This is a genomic window from Microbispora sp. CA-102843, from assembly GCF_050936215.1.
Classification (GTDB): Bacteria; Actinomycetota; Actinomycetes; order Streptosporangiales; family Streptosporangiaceae; genus Microbispora.
In genome coordinates, this window is record NZ_JBNJNF010000001.1 from 1,219,277 (window position 1) to 1,236,366 (window position 17,090).

Consider the following 17,090-nt stretch of genomic DNA (forward strand, 5'->3'; position numbering starts at 1 on the left):
GAGGGATCGGATGCTCGCCGCAGAGAGCTTGGTGAAGCGCTACGGCCCGCGCCGCGTGCTCGACGGCTTCGACCTCACGGTCGTGCCCGGCGAGATCACCGGCCTGATCGGCCACAACGGCGCGGGCAAGACCACCTTTGTCGAGATCGTCACCGGCCTGGTGCGCCCTGACGCCGGGCGCGTACGCGTCGCCGGGCGTGACGCGCTCCGCACCGGCCGTGTCGTACGGCGTCTGCTCGGCGTGGCTCCGCAGGAGCTCGCCCTTTACACCCGCGTCAGCGTCCGGGAGAACCTGCGGCTGTTCGCCGGACTCGCCGGGCTGAGCGGGCGGCGCCGGGACGTGGAGATCACCCGCGTCCTGGACGAGCTTCACCTCGCCTCGTTCGCGGACCGGCCAGTCGGCGTCCTGTCCGGCGGTCAGCGCCGCCGCGTCCAGGCGGCCACCGCCATGGTGGGCTCACCGGCGTTGCTTCTTCTGGACGAGCCGACCGCAGGCGCGGACCCGGAGACGCGTGCGGCCCTGCTGGCGGCGGTCAGGGCCCGCGCCGAGGCGGGGGCCGCCGTCCTCTACACGACCCACTACCTGCCGGAACTCGTCGATCTCGACGCCACGGTGGCGCTCGCCCGTGCCGGGCGCGTCATCGCGCGAGGCACTCAGCAGGAGCTCACCCGAGGTCTGCCGGGCGAGCTCAGAGTCACCTTCGACGACCCGGTCGAGCCCGAACTGCGCCTGCCGACCGCGGACCCGGCCGCCGACCTCGCCGCGCTACTCGCGTCGGGCCGTACGCCCGCCTCCGTCGACGTGCGGCGCCCCAGCCTTGACGACCTCTACCGCTCGCTGGAAGCCCCGGTCGCCCGGCAGGACATGGAGGCGCGCGATGCAGCCGAGTGAATCCGTGCGCCGCATCGGCGTCCTGATACGCCACAACCTGCTGCTGATGCTGGGCGAACCCGGCCCGCTCCTGAGCCGGATGATTCTGCCGCTCGTCTTCCTCACCCTGCTGCGCCCGCTCTACGCTGCCGCGCAGGGCAGGGCGGCGGGTACGGAGCAGGCGGTCGTGGGCACGCTGGTGATCTTCTCGCTGCTCGCGCTCAGCATCTCCGGCAGCGCGATCCTCACAGAACGGCTCGGCCGCACCTGGGACCGCCTGCGCGGCACGGCGCTCCATCCCGTGGAGATCCTCGTAGGCAAGGCCGTGCCCGTCTTCGCCGCTCTGCTCGCCCAGCAACTGCTCATCGTCGGCTTCGGCGTGTGCGTCCTGGACCTGCGTGTCCCCCACCCGCTGCTCCTGCTGGGCGTCCTGCTCTGCTGGAGTTGCACCCTGCTCGCCCTCGGGGCCTTGCTCGGCGTGCTCGTACGCGGCATGGGCGAGTTGTCAGCCGCGTACGACATCGGTGGCATGCTTCTCAGCAGCCTCGGCGGCGCGCTCGTTCCGCTCGGCGAACTGCCGCACTGGGTCGCGGTCGTGGCCCCGGTCTCTCCCGGCTACTGGGCCGTGGAAGGGCTGCGCGCGGCCCTCACCGGCGACGCGCGAACCGTGGCGGAGGTCTGCGGCGTTCTCCTCGCCGTCGCGCTGGCCTGCGGCATCCTGGCCTCGGGACGCCTGAGGGGACGCAGCGGGCGGCTGGTGGCGCTCTAGCCGGCCGGCGGCAGGTAGTGGAACGTCGGCTTCGGATGCATGAGGAAGTCGTGGTGGGAGATGTTCCAGGCGTACGCCCCGGCCATGGCGAAGGCCACGACGTCGCCGACGGCGAGTGAGGCGGTCACGCGGCGGGCGAAGACGTCCTTGGGCGTGCAGAGCCGCCCCACCAGGGTCACCGGCCCGTCCTCGCCCTCCTCACCCCTCGGCAGCACGACGAACGGCTGGTCGTGTCCCTTCGTCACCGGGGTCCGCAGGTGGTGTGTGCCGCCGGAGAGCACCGCGAAGCGCTCCCCGTGGACGCGCTTCACGTCGAGCACCGTCGTGAGGTACCACCCGCAGTAGGCCGTCAGGGCGCGTCCCGGCTCCACGCGCAGCGTCTCGCCCGGCAGGGCCAGCGCTCGCAGGCCCGCGCCGTACGCCGCCCAGTCGAACCGCTCCTCCGGGCGGCTGTAGGAGACGGCCATGCCGCCGCCCAGGTTGAACTCGCCCAGGCCGAGGCTCCTGCCGTACGCCAGGACGGCCTCGGCGAGCGCGAGCAGGCCGGGGGCGGCCAGGCCGCTCGCGAGGTGGGCGTGGACGCCGCGCAGCCGCACCGGCGAGGACCCGAGCAGGGCCAGGCACTCGGCGACCCCGCCGGGGTCCATGCCGAACGGCGTGGCGCCGCCGCCCATCGCGAGGGCCGCGCCGGTGACGTTCACGTCGAGGTTGACCCGTAGCAGCACGTCCGCCGGTTGCCGCAGACGCCGCAACTCGGCCGGGCTCTCGACGTGCCAGCGGTACGCCGAGGGGGCGAGGGCCAGCTCCGCGTCGGTCTTCCCCGGCCCGCCGAAGCTCAGCGGGACCTCCGGCAGCACCGCTCTGACGTGCGCGAACTCGCCGCCGGAGGAGACCTCGAAGCCGTCCACGTGCGGGGCGAGCGCCCGCAGCACCTCCGGGTCGGGATTGGCCTTGACGGCGTAGCAGATCTCCGTCCCCGCCAGGGCGGCCCGCACGTCGGCGGCGTGGCGGGCGAGCCCTGCCAGGTCGTAGACGTAGGCGGGGACGTCGTCCAACGACTCGGCGACCTTCCGCACGCCCGCCGGAACCGAGATGCTCATCGGCGCTCTCCCTCCGCCGGGCCGAGCGGGTTCGGGACGGGCACGTATCCGGCGCTCCGGTCGGCCGCCCTCGCCCAGCGCACGCCCAGGTTGGCCTTGGCCGGCAGCGGCGCCCCGGCCAGCAGCCCCGTCAGCGGCGCGAGCGGATCGAGACCGGTCGCGTGGTTCGCGACATAGCGCTCCAGGGACTCCCGGGCGACCGCCCACAACGAACGCAGGACGCCGTCGGCCGTGCCGGCCACCGTCGCGGCCACCTCGGCCAGGTGGTTGACGAACAGGCAGTAGGCGACCCGGTTCCAGCCGCGCGCGGCGTCGTACGACAGGGGGCCCGCCACCTCGCCGGGCAGGCCGGTCAGGTCGTGCCGGCCGGCGACCAGCTTGGCGCCCTCCAGGTCGCGGAAGACCGCTTCGACCGGCCACCCGGCGGCGTCGAACCCGACGAGCACGTTCTGCACGTGGGCTTCGAGCACGACGCCGTGCCGGAAGAAGGCGTCGAGCACCGGGAACGCCACGCGCTCGACGTACGCCTCCCACCACGCGACCGGGTCGGCCGCCCGGCGGGCCAGGACGGCTCCGGGAACCCCGTCCGCACCGGCGGCCAGGGCGCCGGCGAGGACCGGCGTGGTCCCGGGCCCGCACACCGCCCACGGGCCGGTACGCACGATCACCCCCAGCCCTTCGAGTAGCCGGGTGCCGAGGGCGGCCGAGCGGTAGCCGGGCTCGGGCAGCCACCGCGTGCCGGGGAAACGCCGGGCCAGCCGCTCGAAGACGGGGGTCAGCCGCCGGGTCAGTTCGACCGCGCCGGACAGCTCATACCACGCGTTCTTCCGCACGCAGTTGGTGATCCGCACGTCCAGGCTGAACTTCAGGCACATGCCGGTGCCCGGGTCGTACACCGTCCGGACCGAGGACGTGGGCACGACCGCGCGGGGGCCGGTTCCGAGGTCGACCAGCCGTCCGTCCGCGAGCGGCCCGCGCAGCTCGGCGGCCAGCAGGTCGAGCTGCCAGGGATGGGCGGGCAGCGGGACGTATCCCGCCGGCGCGCCGCCGAACGCGTCGAGCGCCGCGGTGTCGCCCTCCTGGGCCACCAGGTCGGCGCGCACCCCGAGCAGGCGCGGCGCGAACCGCGCGTGCGTCTCGGGCGCGTAGTCCAGCCAGCCGTCGCCCTCGCGGGCCTTGGGAGCGGGGTGGAACGGGTGCCCGGCCACGAGGGACTGCTCGGAGGCGAGCCACGGGTCGGCGGGCGGGACGGCCCGTGCGCGGGCGGCCAGGATCGCGGCGACCGCCTCCCGCCCGGCCCGCACCTGGGTGGCGAACTCCTCGTTGCCGCCGTCCGGTTCCCGTCCGAGTTCGCTTTCCACCAGTGCGACGAGCGCGGGCAGGTCCAGGGGCCGCCACCGCCCCTCCGCCAGATGCTCGGGCGGGCCGTCGAAGCGCAGCGCGATGCCGCCGCGGACGCGGACGCGCACGGGCGTCCCGGCCACGCGGAGCGTCAGGTGAGGCCCGGCGGCGTGCACGTGGCCACGGGGGCCGCCGACCTCGCGCAGCCAGCAGCGCAGCAGCGCCCCGAGCGCCGCCTCCTCGGCCGGGGCGGCGTGCGGGCCGAGGGTGTGCGAGTCGAGGGTGTGCGGGTCGAGGGTCTGCGCGTCAAGGAGAAGGCGGTCCATGGCTCAGGCACCCCTCAGGTAGTTGGGGCCGGTCGTGCCGTAGAACTTGTTGACGTCCCTGGCCCCGGTGCGGTCCTTGGCCACGAGCGTCCCGGCGACGACCATCGACTTGCCGGTGAGACGGGCGGCCTCCAGCGTGCGGGCCCGCAGCAGCCGGGCCATCGGGTCGTCGCCGTACGGCTCAAGCGCGGCCGCGAGAGCCCGTCCGACGAGCGTGGCGGCGGAGCCGGGCAGCGCGCCGTGGGCCACGGCCATGGCGGCCAGGTGCAGGGTGATCGTCACGAAGACGTCGGCGAGCGCGTAGGGGTCGTCGGTCAGCATGCGCTCGTCGCCGAAGCCGGGCGCCTCGATGCCCGCCGCGTGCAGCCGCCGGGGCGAGGCCAGCAGCCCGTCGTTGTCCTTGACCAGCAGTCGCATGGGCCCGTCGCCGAACACCAGCGCCAGGTTCTGCTGGTGGGCCTCCAGCGCGACGCCGTACCGGACGAACAGCGTGACGTTCCACGCGAACAGCGCCGTGAGGTAGTCGCGCAGCAACGCCTCCGCGTCGCCGCCGTGGTGGCGCCCGGCCACCTCGTGCAGGACGAGCCGCCCGTCCGCCCCTCCCTCCGGCGGCTCGGGGAGCGGCGCGAGCAGGGCCGCGACCGGCACGATCTCCCCTTCGGGCAGGTCGCGGACGAGCCAGCCCAGGTATTCGTGCTCCGCGTGCCCGTAGGTCTGCTCGTCCGCGAGGCGGACCCGCAGGCCGGGCTCGCGCGCCAGGATCTCGCGCAGCAGCGACTCGGCCACCGCGCCGTCCCGCAGGGTGCCCGGTTTGATCGACCGGCGATTGCGCAGGCCGAGCGTGCTGGCCGGGAGCGGCACCTTGAGATGGACGCGCTCGCAGACCTCGACCGTTCGGGTCGACAGGGTCGGCCGCACGGTCACATATGGCCTGCGTCCCGGCACCAGCCCGGGAAGCCCGGCTACCAGCGGCTCCGTCAGCGGATGGACGGGAAGGAGCACGTGCGTGCGGGCCAGGCCGGGCGGCAGCCCGACGTCGCCGGGCGCGGGCCACCACCCCGGAAGATCCGGCCGGGAGAGCGTCACCCGCTCGCGCGGCGCCGCCGTCCACCGCATGCCGAACTCGGGGGCGAACTCCGGGGCGTAGGCCGCCAGGCCGGCGGGGGAGACCCCGAGGCGGCAGCGGGCCGTCGGGTAGAGCGGATGGTCCACCACGGCCGCCAGCGACTCGTAGCGGATGAGGCCGTGACGCCTCCGCAGCCGCCGGGCCACCTCGCCGCGCATCCGGTGGTGGGCCTCCAGGGCCGCGAGCGTCTCCTGGCACTCCCGCTCGAAGGCGGCGACCCCCTCGGCGTCGGCGGGGTGGGCGACGTCCTCCAGCGTCTCCAGCACCTCGGCCAGGCGCAGGCGCTCGTACGGCGCCGTGGCGAAGTCCTGGAACGGGTTGCCCGCCGAGAGCCCGACCCGCCGTCCCGAGGCGAGGACGATCGCGACGCCGTCCTTGTCGTGCGTGACCCTGGCGGAGATCCCGGCGTAGTCCTCCCGCAGCAGGGCGTTCAGCACCCGCGCGGCCAGGTAGTGCTCCCGGCCTGTGGCCTCCCCCTGAGCTGCCTTCTGATGATCGCGGGCTGCCGGGATCATGCGAGCACCCAAGGGTGCTCCTTCCCGAAGGTGCCGATCGCGGCGTCGACGCTCGCGCGGTCCGGGCCGACGGCGCGGAGCAGGCCCAGGTAGTCGCGGTTCGTACCCGTCACCTCGACATGATCGCCGATCTTGCGCAGCGCCCGGTGCCACAGCCGTACGCCGTCCTCCGTTTCCGGCTGGGACAGGTCCGGCGGTGCGGCGGTGACCGTGCCGGAGCGCTCGGCCACGAGGCTCACCACGGATCCGTACGCCGCGCGGAGGCCGTCCGGATCGAACACCGGCAGCGGTTCGCCCGCGTGGACGCGCAGGATCCACTGATGCAGGGGCACACCGAGGAGGTCCGCCAGCAGGAAGTCGCAGTTGTCGCCGATCAGCCGATAGTTGATCTCGATGACGCGGGGGCCGTCCCGGGTGACGGCATACTCGGTGTGGCACACCCCGAAGCCGACCCCGGCCACGTCGAGCGCCGCGCCCAGGTGGGCCAAGTGGTCCGCGTCGGGGAGCCGCCAGTCCAGGCGCTCCTCCACGAAGTGCGGCAGCGGGCCGAGCGTCGTGGCGAACCCGCCGACGACCCGCCGGGAGGCGCCGTCGCCCAGCGTCTCCAGCGTGCGGACCGGCCCTTCGAGGAACTCCTCCGCGACCAGGACCTCCTCCGGGCGTCGCTCCCTGATCGCCGCGACGGCGGCGGCCAGCGCGTCCGGGCCGTCCACCAGCACGACGTCCTCGCTGGCCACGCCCAGCGCGGGCTTGACCACGACCGGGTACGGCAGGTCGTCCGGCACCCGCCCGCCCGGCGGCAGCCGTACGGACCTGACGGGTTCGACGGCGGCGAGGGCGCGTCGGGCGAGCGCCTTGTTCTTGGCGGTCACGCAGGCCCGCCAGTCCTTGCCGGGCAGGCCGAAATACTCGGCGGCGAGCGCGGTGGCGGCCTGGAGATGGTCGGAGTTCGAGAAGATCACATCGGGCCGGTGATGGGCGGCCACCGTGTCGATCACGGCCCTCGGGTCGCGGACGTCCGCCGCCACGACGTCGTACCCCGGATACCGATCAGGCTGGTCGGTGAGTATCGTCACGTCCCAGCCCAGCGCGGCCGCGGCGGGGAGGAACCCGCCGGTCACGGAGTCGGTCGGGTTGAGCGTGGTGAGGTACAGCCGCACCGGCCCTCCATAGGTAAGGCTAACCTAAGCGACTGCATCCTAGCCCGGACGTCGATCATTTGACCGGCGAACGGCCATGGGCGGGGAGATTGCCGGGGCGGCGGCAGTGGAAGGATGACGACGTGGAAATCGCGGACGGACTGCTCGGCCCCCTGCTCCTGGCGAGGAACGCCATCGACAGATCGGCGGCCCTGCGCGGCGACGAGGAATGGCTGCGGCGCGCGTGGGAGGCGGAGAAGACGAGAGTCCTCCTCATCCACGACGGCCGCACGCTGGTCCGCCGCTTCACCGACGGCGCGGCCCTGGTGCTCACCTCGCCGGCCGAGGCGCCGGAGGGCACGCGTTACCTGCTGGGCGTGGACGAGGACGGCGTGCCCTACTTCGCGGTCAACGCGCCGCTGTCCGAGGGCGACGTGGTGGGCCTCAGGGAGGCCGCGGTGCTGCTCGACGACCGCGACGCCGGGCTCCTCGTCTACGCGGTGGCCCTGGAGGCGTGGCACGCGAGTCACGAGTACTGCCCGAGGTGCGGCAGCCGTACGGACGTCACCGCGTCCGGCCACATGCGGGTGTGCCCGCGCGACGGCAGCCAGCACTTCCCGCGCGTCGATCCCGCGGTGATCATGCTGATCCACGACGACGAGGGCCGCATCCTGCTCGCACGCGGCCCGGAGTGGCCCCTGGGCCGGATGTCGGTGCTCGCCGGGTTCGTCGAGCCGGGGGAGTCGCTGGAGCACGCGGTGGTCCGCGAGGTCCTGGAAGAGGTGGGCGTCGCCGTCACCGCGCCGCGTTATCTCGGCAGCCAGCCCTGGCCGTTCCCGCGCAGCCTGATGCTCGGCTTCTTCGCCCAGGCCGTCACCACCGACCTGCGTCCCGACCTGGAGGAGATCGCGGAGGCCCGCTGGCTGTCCCGCGAGGAGCTGGAGATCCAGGTGCGTTCTGGCGATCTGGTGCTGCCCGGCCAGGTCTCGATCGCCCGGCGGCTGATCGAGACCTGGTACGGAGCGCCGATCCCCGACACCGACTGGTGAATCAGCAGGCGCCTTCGAGGTGCCGCCTCACCTCGGCGACCGAGGGGTTGGTCATGGTGTGGCAGTCGGCGACCACGGTGGGGACGACCTGGTTGCCGTTGTTCACACTCGCGACGAAATCGGCGGCGTCCGGGTGGCGCTCGATGTCGACCTCGCTGAAGACGATGCCCTCACGAGTGAGCTGGCTCTTCAGCCGCTTACAGGGGCCGCACCAACTCGTGGTGTAAACCGTCAGCGCCATCTGTCGTCCCTTTCGTGCGCATCAGTGTTGCCGAGAGCAGTCATGGCAACATCGCGAGCGCGCCGCGTGTTCCCGCCTACCCGGCCACGCGTCCGAGCCGGGAGACGATCCAGGCCTGGACGGTCTCGGCGACCCCCGGCTCCCGGTACAGCGGGGCGCTGTGCTGGGTGCCGGCCATCGTCTTGACGGTCATCCGGACCCCGACGCTCTCCAGCGACTCCTTGAGCATCTCGCTCTGGTAAGGCGGGACGAACTCCTCGGAGGAGTGGAAGGTGAGCATCGGCGGGTCGCCGGGCGAGGCGTGGAACGCCACCTCCATACTCGACCAGACGCGCGGGCACTTGGCGGGCGTGCAGCCGCCGGCCAGCTTGATGGCGGCCCTGCGCAGCTTCTGCTGCTCCTTGGTGCCGAACGCGCTGCCGTCCTCGTACGCCGACAGCGGCGAGACGGGCGGGGAGATCCCGACGACCCCGCGCAGGCCCGGCCGGCCGTCGCCGTACGCGCCGACGGCGGTGGCGAGGTGGCCGCCCGCGGAGAACCCGACCAGGACGTAGCGGCTGGGGTCGGTGTTGAAGAACGCCGCGTGCCTGCGCACGGCGTTGACGGCGGTCAGCACGTCGGTGCGCTGCGCCGGCCAGGCCGCGTCGCCCGACAGCCGGTAGTCGAGGTTCACGACGGTGTAGCCGAGCTGGGAGTAGCTGCGGCTGATCGACGTCATGTACTTCTTGTCGCCCGCGGACCACCAGCCGCCGTGGATGACGAACACGGCCGGGCGCCGCGGACCGGCGGTGTGCCACCACACGTCCATGATCTGGCGCTCGTGCGAGCCGTACGCGTAGGTGCGGATCCGGACGTCGGACGGCGTGAGCGCCGGCGAGGGCGAGGCCGAGGCCGAGGCCGAAGGGGACGGCGAGGGTGACGGGCCCGCGGAGGCCGTGGCTGATGGCGTGACTGAGGGTGTGGCGGACGGAGTTGGGGAAGCGGAGGGGCGGTGGACGGGGTCGCCCGCCGAGGTGGCCGCCTGGGCGTCCGGCGAGGCGAGCATGAGGGCGGCGAGGGCGGCGCCGCCCATCCCTAAAGCAGTTCGGACCGCGGTAGCCACGGCGTGTTCCTCCCCGATGTCGCGTCGTGCGCCGACCGGTCCCCGGGACACGCTCGGTCGGCTGCTGGAAGGATGATGCCAGTAACAACGTCCGCAACGCATGTTGGGAGCCGCTCCTTGGACGTCCTGGACGGTCTGGATCCCGAGCAGCGCGAGGTCGCCCAGGCGGTGCGCGGACCGGTGTGCGTGCTCGCCGGGGCGGGGACCGGCAAGACCCGCGCCATCACGCACCGCATCGCGTACGCCGTGCACACCGGGGTCGTCGAGCCGCAGGGCGTGCTCGCCGTGACCTTCACGACCCGCGCGGCGGCCGAGCTGAAGCAGCGGCTGCGCGGTCTCGGAGCGCCCGGCGTGCAGGCCCGCACGTTCCACGCGGCGGCCCTGCGTCAGCTCAGTTACTTCTGGCCGCGGGTGATCGGCGGCGACCCGCCTCAGGTGGTCGAGTCGAAGCTGCCGCTGCTCGTGGAGGCGGCCCGGCGCCTGCGCAGGAACCCCGACCGCGGCGAGCTGCGCGACGTCGCGAGCGAGATCGAGTGGGCGAAGGTCACCCAGATCGGCCCCGAGGACTACCCGGCCGCCGCCGTGAAGGCCCGCCGCACCCCGCCGATCGCGCCCGAGGAGGTGGCGCGGCTGTACGAGGGGTACGAGAGCCTGCGCCGCCAGCGCAACCTGATCGACTTCGAGACGATCCTGGAGCTCACGGCGGCGGTGATGACCGAGCACCGCGAGGTCGCGGGGCAGATCCGCCAGCAGTACCGCTACTTCGTGGTCGACGAGTTCCAGGACGTCAACCCGCTGCAGAAGCTGCTGCTCGACACCTGGCTCGGCGGGCGTGACGACGTGTGCGTGGTCGGCGACCCCAACCAGACCATCTACTCGTTCACCGGCGCGACGCCCCACTACCTGACCAACTTCGCCGTCGAGCACCCTTCGGCGGCCGTGATCAGGCTGGTGCGCGACTACCGCTCGACCCCGCAGGTGGTCACACTGGCCAACCGCGTCATGGCGCGCTCGCCCCATCGGCTGGAACTGGTCGCCCAGCGGCCGGAGGGGCCCGAGCCGGTCTTCACGGAGTACGACGACGAGCAGGCCGAGGCGCTCGGCGTCGCGCTCACGGTCAAGAAGCTGATGGCCGACGGCGTGCCCACCCGCGAGATCGCCGTGCTGTTCCGGGTCAACGCCCAGTCGGAGGCGTACGAGCAGGCGTTCACCGACGCCGGCGTGCCCTACCTGCTGCGCGGGGCGGAGCGGTTCTTCGAGCGCCCTGAGGTGCGCCAGGCCGTGGTGCTGCTGCGCGGCGCGGCCCGGTCGTCGGCCGACGAGCCGCTCGCGCCCGCCGTGCACGCGATCCTCTCGGGCATCGGGCTGACCGCCGAGCCGCCCGGAGGCGGCAAGGCCAGGGAGAAGTGGGAGTCGCTCAAGGCGCTCGCCGACCTGGCCGAGGACATGGCGGCCGAGGGCGCCGACCTGCCCCGATTCGTCGGCGAGCTGGAGCGCAGGGCGATGGAGCAGCACGCGCCGCCGGTCGAGGGTGTGACGCTCGCCTCCCTGCACGCCGCCAAGGGCCTGGAGTGGGACGCGGTCTTCCTCATCGGACTCACCGACGGCATGGTCCCGATCGTCTACGCGGAGACGCCGGACCAGGTCGAGGAGGAACGGCGGCTGCTGTACGTCGGGATCACCCGGGCCCGCGAGCACCTGCACCTGTCGTGGGCGCTCGCCCGCTCGCCGGGCGGCCGCCGCTCCCGCAAGCCGTCGCGCTTCCTCGACGGGCTGTCCCCCCGCACGGCGAGCCCGGCCAGGGCCGAGCGGCCGGGAGTCGCGGGCGGACGGGCGAAGCGGTCGGCGGTGCCGCTGCACTGCCGGATCTGCGGCAAGACGCTCTCGGTCGCGGCCGAGCAGAAGCTGGGCCGCTGCGCGACCTGCCCGGCGGACTACGACGAGGCCCTGCTCGAACGGCTCAAGGCGTGGCGCACGGCGGCGGCGAAGGAGGCCAAGGTGCCGGCGTACGTCGTCTTCACGGACGTCACCCTCCAGGCCATCGCCGAGCGGGTGCCGACCTCTGAGGAGGACCTGCTCGCGATCGCCGGAATCGGACGCGTCAAACTTGAGCGATACGGCGACGCGGTCCTCGAGCTCTGCCGCGGCGCCGATAGTGTTACCGACGAGTAATACCCGCGTGTGCTGGAGGCCCCTGTGAACTCGGCCCTGAAGGAGCTGCTGGACCTGCTCGACCTCGAACCGATCGAGCTCGACATCTTCCGGGGACGCAGCCCGGAGGAGCGCATCCAGCGGGTCTTCGGCGGCCAGGTGGCGGCGCAGGCGCTCGTGGCGGCCGGCCGTACGGTGCCGTCCGACCGGATGGTCCACTCGCTGCACGCCTACTTCATCCGGCCGGGCGACCCGGCCGTCCCGATCGTCTACAACGTGGAGCGGGTGCGCGACGGGCGGTCGTTCACCACCCGGCGCATCACGGCCATCCAGCACGGCAAGGCGATCTTCTCGATGTCGGCGTCGTTCCACATCGAGGAGCCGGGAGTGAGCCACCAGGCCGCGCGCATGCCGCGGGTGCCGGACCCCGAGACCCTGCCGACCTTCCAGGAGCGGATGCTCGACGTCGTGGGCGACGAGCCGGGCTGGCGCGAACTGCTGGCCAAGCCGCGCCCGGTGGACGCGCGGTATGTGAACGCGCTGACGTGGGAGGCCGCCCACGATCCCGCCCTGGTCACCCCGGAGAACAACGTCTGGTTCCGGTACGACGCCGACCTGCCCGACGACCCGCTGCTGCACGTCGTGCTCGCGGCCTACGCCAGCGACTTCACGCTGGTGGACACCGTGCTGCTGGCCCACGGGCTGGCCTGGGGGTCCTCGGCGGTGTCCGGCGCGTCGCTGGACCACGCGATGTGGTTCCACCGGCCCTTCCGGGCCGACGAATGGCTGCTGTACACCCAGGAGTCGCCCTGGTCCGGGGCGGCGCGCGGGCTCGCCCGCGGGCAGATGTTCACCGCCGCCGGGGAGCTGGCCGTCTCCGTGGTCCAGGAATGCTTGATCCGGGTGTCGCCCGCGCTGCATCCCGATGTCACGAAGTCGTGAAAATCGCAGGTAGAAAATAGGTTGCCCGCCCTGCTGCGGCGGTTTAGGGTCTTGGACAAGTCAGCCGGGCGCTTCGGTCCGGCGCGATCACTGAAATGGAGGTGAGTCCAGTGAGGAACATCACGACGTCCCGCGCGCTGTGGCTCGCCTCCGCATGCCCGGCCGCCACTGTCATGCCGACGAAACTGCGGCGTGGCGAGGCCGCCCCTGCCCAGGCTCCGGTCGCAGGAGTCGTGGGCTCGGCCGCCTTCGGCGCGTTCGCTCGCCTGGCCAGCCACAGCAACCCCGCCCACCTTCCGGTCTACGTGAACCGGCCGATGGGTGATGAGCAGATCCGCACCGCCGCTCGCGGCGGTGCGCAGGGTCCGCACGATGCCTGGAGAGAACCAGTCATACCCTGACCGGTCTCCACTCCAGGCCGCGGATCCGCACCAGGATCCGCGGCCTTCTTGTTTGTCGGCCACGAATCCACACCCCACAACGAGGACACCCAGACCAATCCATTCAAAGAGGTGACGCAGATGGCGGCCCCGGTCATGGACCTGATCGAAGCCGAAATCCCCTGTCGTACCGACCCCGACCTGTGGTTTGCCGAGTCTCCCGAGGACGTGGAGTTCGCCAAGGCGCTCTGCGGCGGCTGCCCGATCCAGAAGGCCTGCCTGGCCCGTGCGCTGGAGCGCGAGGAGCCGTGGGGAGTCTGGGGCGGGGAGCTCATCCTGCGGGGGGTCGTCGTGCCCCGCAAGCGTCCCCGTGGACGCCCGCGCAAGTCTCCTGTCGCCGCCTGACCAGCAATCACAGCAATTCCGGAAGGAACCGATCCAGATGAGCATCTCCCCGATCACCACCCTGTATCTGCATCAAGAACTGGCGCACGAGCGAATACGGACCCTCCAGGAGGAGGCAGCGCAGGAGCGGCTGGCCGGCCGGATCAGGAGCGTGCAGAAGGCACGCCGGCAGGCCGAGCGCGCGTCCCGTCGGCTGAGTTCCGCGCTGGCGCGCATCTGACGCGAGCCTGACGCGACACCAACGGTGTGATCTGATGACGAAGGCCCGGGCCGGGCGAACGGCCCGGGCCTTCGTCCGTTCCTGCAGAGGTCGTTCCTGTAAAGGCCGTTCTCGTAAAGAAGAGATCACCGAACGCACAGAAGATCGCCTGCGAAGGGAGCAGGTCAGGACCACGGGGTATGAGCCGGAGCGCCGCGGTGTATGGCCACACGGGCGGCAGGCGGAGCGATGCGCGAGCGGTGGGTGGGACTGGATGGGCGACCGGACGTCAGGCGCGCTTGATCTCGCGGCGGGTGCGCGACGGCTCGCCGTCGGCGTACTCGTCATCGGACTGTGGGGTTCGGTCATGCCGGGGGCCGAGGCCGCGCCGGTTCCCGGAGCATTCCGGGTGGCCCGCCACGGCAGCGGCCACGGTCATGGCGACGGTCACGGCGACGGAGCGACCCAGGTCACCGGGGGCACCGACACCTCGAACTCGCCCACCATCAAGAGCCCGCCCAAGCAGATATCGGGGGGGCGGCGCAACGTGAACGCTCCCGCGGCCAACAGCGCCGTCACGTTCGCGGGCATCCAGCAGGTGTCGAGCGTCAGCGTCTTCACCAACACCCTCAACGGCAACTGCAAGAGAGGGATCAACCGCTGCGTCATCAACCAGAACCTGCGGACGGTTGAAAGCCGGAGCGCCGGCGTCGGCCGATAGCCCGGAGGGTGCCGGCTCAGGTCAGGGCGAGCGCGCTGTCCTCGGACTCGCCCGTCTCGTCGCCGAAGCCGGGGACCCAGCGCACCACCTCGTCGCGGAAGCGGGCGGTGGCGCCGAGCTGGCACAGCACGCCGACGCCCGCCGCGTGAACGCGGTGGATCAGCACGTACGACGCGGGCAGGTTGAGCTGGCGGACCACGTTGGTCGGCCGCAGGTCGGCCACGGTCGCCGCTTGCTCCCGCAGCCACTCCCTGCTGAAGGCGAACTCCTCGACCCGGGTCGGTTCGACGTACGGCGCGAGGAAGGCCCGCAGGGCGTCGACGTCGACCTCGATGTGCGGGCGGATGAACCCCTCCGCGCGCAGCCCGTGTACGACGGTGTCCATGTCGCCCTGGTTGAAGATGCGCGTGAGCCTGCCGAAGGCGACGGGGTAGCCGTCGGGCATGCGGTTGACCGCCCCGAAGTCCAGCACGCCGAGCCGCCCGTCCTCCATCAGCCAGAAGTTGCCGGGGTGCGGGTCGGCGTGCAGCATCCCGACCCGGGCCGGAGAGCAGAACAGGAAGCGGACGAACAGCAGGCCGACGTGGTTGCGCTCCTCCTGCGTGCCATCAGTGATGATCTTGGAGAGCGGGGTTCCCGTCATCCACTCGGAGACGAGGATCTGCTCGTTGGCCGCGATCACGGCGGGCACGTGGAAGTCCGGGTCGTCGTGGAACTCCTCGGCGAACGCGTGCTGGGCCTCGGCCTCCTTGAAGTAGTCGAGCTCCTCGGACACCCGCTCCTTCAGCTCGGCCAGGACCGGCTTGATGTCCAGGCCGGGCAGTATCGCGCCGAAGAGCTTGCCGAGCCGCGCGAGCTGGTTGAAGTCGGAGATCAGGGCCTTGCCCGCCCCCGGATACTGGATCTTCACGGCGACCGGGCGGCCGTCGTGCCACACGGCGCGGTGCACCTGCCCGATGGAAGCCGCGGCGCTCGGCCGGTCGTCGAACTCCAGGAAGTTCTCCCGCCAGTCGTCGCCCAGCTGCTCGGTCAGGACCCGGTGGACGGTGGCGGCCGGAAGCGGCGGCGCGGCGTCCTGCAGGCGTGTCAGCGTCGCCCGGTACGGCCCGGCGATCTCGGGCGGCAGCGCGGCCTCGAAGATCGACAGGGCCTGGCCGAGCTTCATGGCCCCGCCCTTGAGCTCGCCGAGCACCTTGAAGATCTGGTCGGCCGTACGCTGCTGGATCTCCTGGGCGACGAGTTCCGCGGAGGCGCCACCGAGTCGCCTGCCCAGTCCGAGCGCGGTGCGGCCGGCGAACCCGAGGGGGAGTGTCGCGAGCTTTGCCGAGCGAGTCACGGCACGGTGGGGAAGGTCACTCACCCAACCATTCTTAGCGATGGCGGGGGCTTTCGACCACAATTTACCGTTCTGATCCCCAGGTGGCGGGCGGTGACGCCAACGGGGGCCGAGGAATGGGTCAAATGTGTTCTTCCTCACATGCCGCCGTCGTCACGCGGTGCGGCCGGCGACGTCGCCGCGCAGGCATCCGCACCTGTCGTGCGCGTCCAGGCGGCGGTGCCGCCAGCGCCATCCGGGCGACACTTCGAGTAGGCCGTCGGGCACGCGTCCCTCGTCGAGATAGGCCAGAGCCTGACCGGCCGCCTGCGCGGCGACCAGGCAGGACAGCACCACGTCGCAGGCGATCTCGCCTGCCGGGTAACCCCCGAGCCGGGCGCCCACGAGCGGCCAGGAAGGGTCCCGGTCGTGGCGGGTGAGATCGAGGCAGCGCAGGCAGGGGGTGAGCCCCGGGACGACGAAGGGCCCCACCGAGCCGTGTCCCTCGAAGGCGCAGACGAGCAGGTGCGCCACGCCCTCGGTGACGATCTCGTGGACCAGCGTGGCGTCGAGCGGGTCGGCGGGCGCGAGGATCACGAGGTCGGGGCGCACCCCGCCGTCGGACAGGCGGGAGGCGGCCCGGCCGGGCCAGGCGTTGACGGCGGGGGAGATCCGCCGGGCCGCGAGCACGGCGGCCTCCTCGCGGGTCTTCCCCGTCTCCGCGCGGCCGAGCCCGCCCGGGACCACGTCCCCGGCGGTGGCCGTGCCGGGATCGACCACGCAGATGTGGCCGACTCCGGCCGCGGCGAGCAGGGTGACGACCCGGGCGCCGACCCGGCCCGCGCCGTACACGCGGACCCGCGCCGCCCTCCGTGCCGACAGGGCGCTCATGCCGCCGTCGGTGGAGGTCAGCGAGAGCCTGTCCAGTTCGGGGCGGAGGCGGTCCCGTTCGGCCAGCGGCAGGCCGGCGAGAGGCTCCGGCCGGGCCGCGGCGTCCTCGATCAGGCCGTGCGCGGCGAGCCGGGCGACCACCTCCTGGGCGGACGCCTCGTCGAGGCCGCTGCCGGCCACCGCCTGCCGGAGGGTGCGGGTGCCGTCCAGGCCGTCGATCAGGCGGCGTACGGGCGGCTCGACGCCGGTCAGCACGACGGCCCGCAGCGGATGGACGCCGAACTGCAGCGTGCGGCCGTCCCGTTCGACCCGGCGCAGGACGGGCTTGAGGCGAGGTCTCATAGTCGCCAGACCTTGCCATACGCCGGGAAGGCGCGGCGTCGGAACCAGCGGGGCTGTGGATAATTACCGGGGTGATCGTGGTTGGTGAATATCCGCAACCCCGTAGTTTTCACGCCCGCAAGGTCACGTTCGCCCGATTGACCAGGGAGAACGTGTACCACCCCC

General features: G+C 72.6%; 17 protein-coding genes. 9 read left to right on the forward strand and 8 right to left on the reverse strand.

Going from position 1 to position 17,090, the window contains the following annotated elements; translation table 11 throughout:
* Positions 1-10 precede the first annotated feature (10 nt).
* Both ACQEVJ_RS05690 and ACQEVJ_RS05695 read left to right on the forward strand, forming a co-directional pair.
* Positions 11-892 carry an ABC transporter ATP-binding protein gene (locus ACQEVJ_RS05690; protein ID WP_433097884.1) on the forward strand — a complete coding sequence of 294 codons (882 nt, stop codon included), beginning with the start codon at positions 11-13 and terminating at the stop codon, positions 890-892.
* Positions 879-1,640: an ABC transporter permease gene (locus ACQEVJ_RS05695; RefSeq protein WP_433097886.1), complete on the forward strand. Its 762-nt coding sequence runs from the start codon at positions 879-881 to the stop codon at positions 1,638-1,640. The genes ACQEVJ_RS05690 and ACQEVJ_RS05695 overlap by 14 nt, the downstream gene beginning before the upstream one ends.
* Here ACQEVJ_RS05695 and ACQEVJ_RS05700 read toward each other — a convergent pair.
* From ACQEVJ_RS05700 to ACQEVJ_RS05715, 4 genes are read right to left on the reverse strand one after another with little or no spacing between them, the layout of a single operon-like run.
* On the reverse strand, positions 1,637-2,740 hold the full coding sequence (locus ACQEVJ_RS05700; protein ID WP_433097888.1) for a type III PLP-dependent enzyme: 1,104 nt from the start codon (positions 2,738-2,740) through the stop codon (positions 1,637-1,639). The genes ACQEVJ_RS05695 and ACQEVJ_RS05700 overlap by 4 nt on opposite strands.
* Positions 2,737-4,407: an IucA/IucC family protein gene (locus ACQEVJ_RS05705; protein ID WP_433097890.1), complete on the reverse strand. Its 1,671-nt coding sequence runs from the start codon at positions 4,405-4,407 to the stop codon at positions 2,737-2,739. The genes ACQEVJ_RS05700 and ACQEVJ_RS05705 overlap by 4 nt, the downstream gene beginning before the upstream one ends.
* 3 nt (positions 4,408-4,410) lie before the next feature.
* Entirely contained in the window at positions 4,411-6,060 is a 1,650-nt protein-coding gene (locus tag ACQEVJ_RS05710; protein WP_433097892.1) for an IucA/IucC family protein, read from the reverse strand.
* Complete coding sequence (locus tag ACQEVJ_RS05715) at positions 6,045-7,208, reverse strand: siderophore biosynthesis protein (protein WP_433097894.1); 1,164 nt, start codon at positions 7,206-7,208, stop codon at positions 6,045-6,047. The genes ACQEVJ_RS05710 and ACQEVJ_RS05715 overlap by 16 nt, the downstream gene beginning before the upstream one ends.
* A 128-nt stretch (positions 7,209-7,336) precedes the next feature.
* Between ACQEVJ_RS05715 and nudC the strand changes: the two genes are divergently transcribed.
* Complete coding sequence (gene nudC / locus ACQEVJ_RS05720) at positions 7,337-8,236, forward strand: NAD(+) diphosphatase (protein ID WP_433112581.1); 900 nt, start codon at positions 7,337-7,339, stop codon at positions 8,234-8,236.
* 1 nt (position 8,237) lies between these two features.
* On the opposite strand, the gene ACQEVJ_RS05725 is transcribed toward nudC, so the two are convergent.
* Positions 8,238-8,477 carry a mycoredoxin gene (locus ACQEVJ_RS05725; protein WP_142571384.1) on the reverse strand — a complete coding sequence of 80 codons (240 nt, stop codon included), beginning with the start codon at positions 8,475-8,477 and terminating at the stop codon, positions 8,238-8,240.
* Between the two features lie 76 nt (positions 8,478-8,553).
* Entirely contained in the window at positions 8,554-9,579 is a 1,026-nt protein-coding gene (locus ACQEVJ_RS05730) for an alpha/beta hydrolase (RefSeq protein ID WP_433097896.1), read from the reverse strand.
* A gap of 75 nt (positions 9,580-9,654) precedes the next feature.
* Here ACQEVJ_RS05730 and ACQEVJ_RS05735 point away from each other — a divergent pair, with 75 nt between their 5' ends.
* The 6 genes from ACQEVJ_RS05735 to ACQEVJ_RS05760 all read left to right on the forward strand — a co-directional run bounded on the left by ACQEVJ_RS05735 (position 9,655) and on the right by ACQEVJ_RS05760 (position 14,377).
* On the forward strand, positions 9,655-11,751 hold the full coding sequence (locus ACQEVJ_RS05735; RefSeq protein WP_433112584.1) for an ATP-dependent DNA helicase UvrD2: 2,097 nt from the start codon (positions 9,655-9,657) through the stop codon (positions 11,749-11,751).
* A gap of 24 nt (positions 11,752-11,775) precedes the next feature.
* On the forward strand, positions 11,776-12,672 hold the full coding sequence (locus ACQEVJ_RS05740; protein WP_433097898.1) for an acyl-CoA thioesterase: 897 nt from the start codon (positions 11,776-11,778) through the stop codon (positions 12,670-12,672).
* 110 nt (positions 12,673-12,782) lie between these two features.
* Entirely contained in the window at positions 12,783-13,073 is a 291-nt protein-coding gene (locus ACQEVJ_RS05745) for a hypothetical protein (protein ID WP_433097900.1), read from the forward strand.
* Between the two features lie 120 nt (positions 13,074-13,193).
* Complete coding sequence (locus ACQEVJ_RS05750; RefSeq protein ID WP_079315495.1) at positions 13,194-13,457, forward strand: WhiB family transcriptional regulator; 264 nt, start codon at positions 13,194-13,196, stop codon at positions 13,455-13,457.
* Positions 13,458-13,494: 37 nt separating this feature from the next.
* A complete protein-coding gene (locus ACQEVJ_RS05755) occupies positions 13,495-13,677 on the forward strand; it encodes a hypothetical protein (RefSeq protein ID WP_433097903.1) in 183 nt (60 codons plus the stop codon).
* Positions 13,678-13,930: 253 nt separating this feature from the next.
* Positions 13,931-14,377, forward strand: a complete 447-nt coding sequence (locus tag ACQEVJ_RS05760) for a hypothetical protein (protein ID WP_433097905.1) — start codon at positions 13,931-13,933, stop codon at positions 14,375-14,377.
* Positions 14,378-14,393: 16 nt separating this feature from the next.
* Here ACQEVJ_RS05760 and ACQEVJ_RS05765 read toward each other — a convergent pair whose 3' ends face one another.
* Entirely contained in the window at positions 14,394-15,713 is a 1,320-nt protein-coding gene (locus ACQEVJ_RS05765) for an ABC1 kinase family protein (RefSeq protein ID WP_433097907.1), read from the reverse strand.
* A gap of 153 nt (positions 15,714-15,866) precedes the next feature.
* Complete coding sequence (locus tag ACQEVJ_RS05770) at positions 15,867-16,925, reverse strand: ThiF family adenylyltransferase (protein ID WP_433097909.1); 1,059 nt, start codon at positions 16,923-16,925, stop codon at positions 15,867-15,869.
* Between the last annotated feature and the right edge of the window lie 165 nt (positions 16,926-17,090).

Bases quoted from the DNA above. Each gene is read 5' to 3' on its own strand.
- ACQEVJ_RS05690 (WP_433097884.1), top strand. From the start codon at position 11: ATGCTCGCCGCAGAGAGCTTGGTGAAGCGCTACGGCCCGCGCCGCGTG.
- ACQEVJ_RS05695 (WP_433097886.1), top strand. From the start codon at position 879: ATGCAGCCGAGTGAATCCGTGCGCCGCATCGGCGTCCTGATACGCCAC.
- ACQEVJ_RS05700 (WP_433097888.1), bottom strand. From the start codon at position 2,740: ATGAGCATCTCGGTTCCGGCGGGCGTGCGGAAGGTCGCCGAGTCGTTG.
- ACQEVJ_RS05705 (WP_433097890.1), bottom strand. From the start codon at position 4,407: ATGGACCGCCTTCTCCTTGACGCGCAGACCCTCGACCCGCACACCCTC.
- ACQEVJ_RS05725 (WP_142571384.1), bottom strand. From the start codon at position 8,477: ATGGCGCTGACGGTTTACACCACGAGTTGGTGCGGCCCCTGTAAGCGG.
- ACQEVJ_RS05735 (WP_433112584.1), top strand. From the start codon at position 9,655: ATGCCAGTAACAACGTCCGCAACGCATGTTGGGAGCCGCTCCTTGGAC.
- ACQEVJ_RS05750 (WP_079315495.1), top strand. From the start codon at position 13,194: ATGGCGGCCCCGGTCATGGACCTGATCGAAGCCGAAATCCCCTGTCGT.
- ACQEVJ_RS05755 (WP_433097903.1), top strand. From the start codon at position 13,495: ATGAGCATCTCCCCGATCACCACCCTGTATCTGCATCAAGAACTGGCG.
- ACQEVJ_RS05760 (WP_433097905.1), top strand. From the start codon at position 13,931: ATGGGCGACCGGACGTCAGGCGCGCTTGATCTCGCGGCGGGTGCGCGA.
- ACQEVJ_RS05770 (WP_433097909.1), bottom strand. From the start codon at position 16,925: ATGAGACCTCGCCTCAAGCCCGTCCTGCGCCGGGTCGAACGGGACGGC.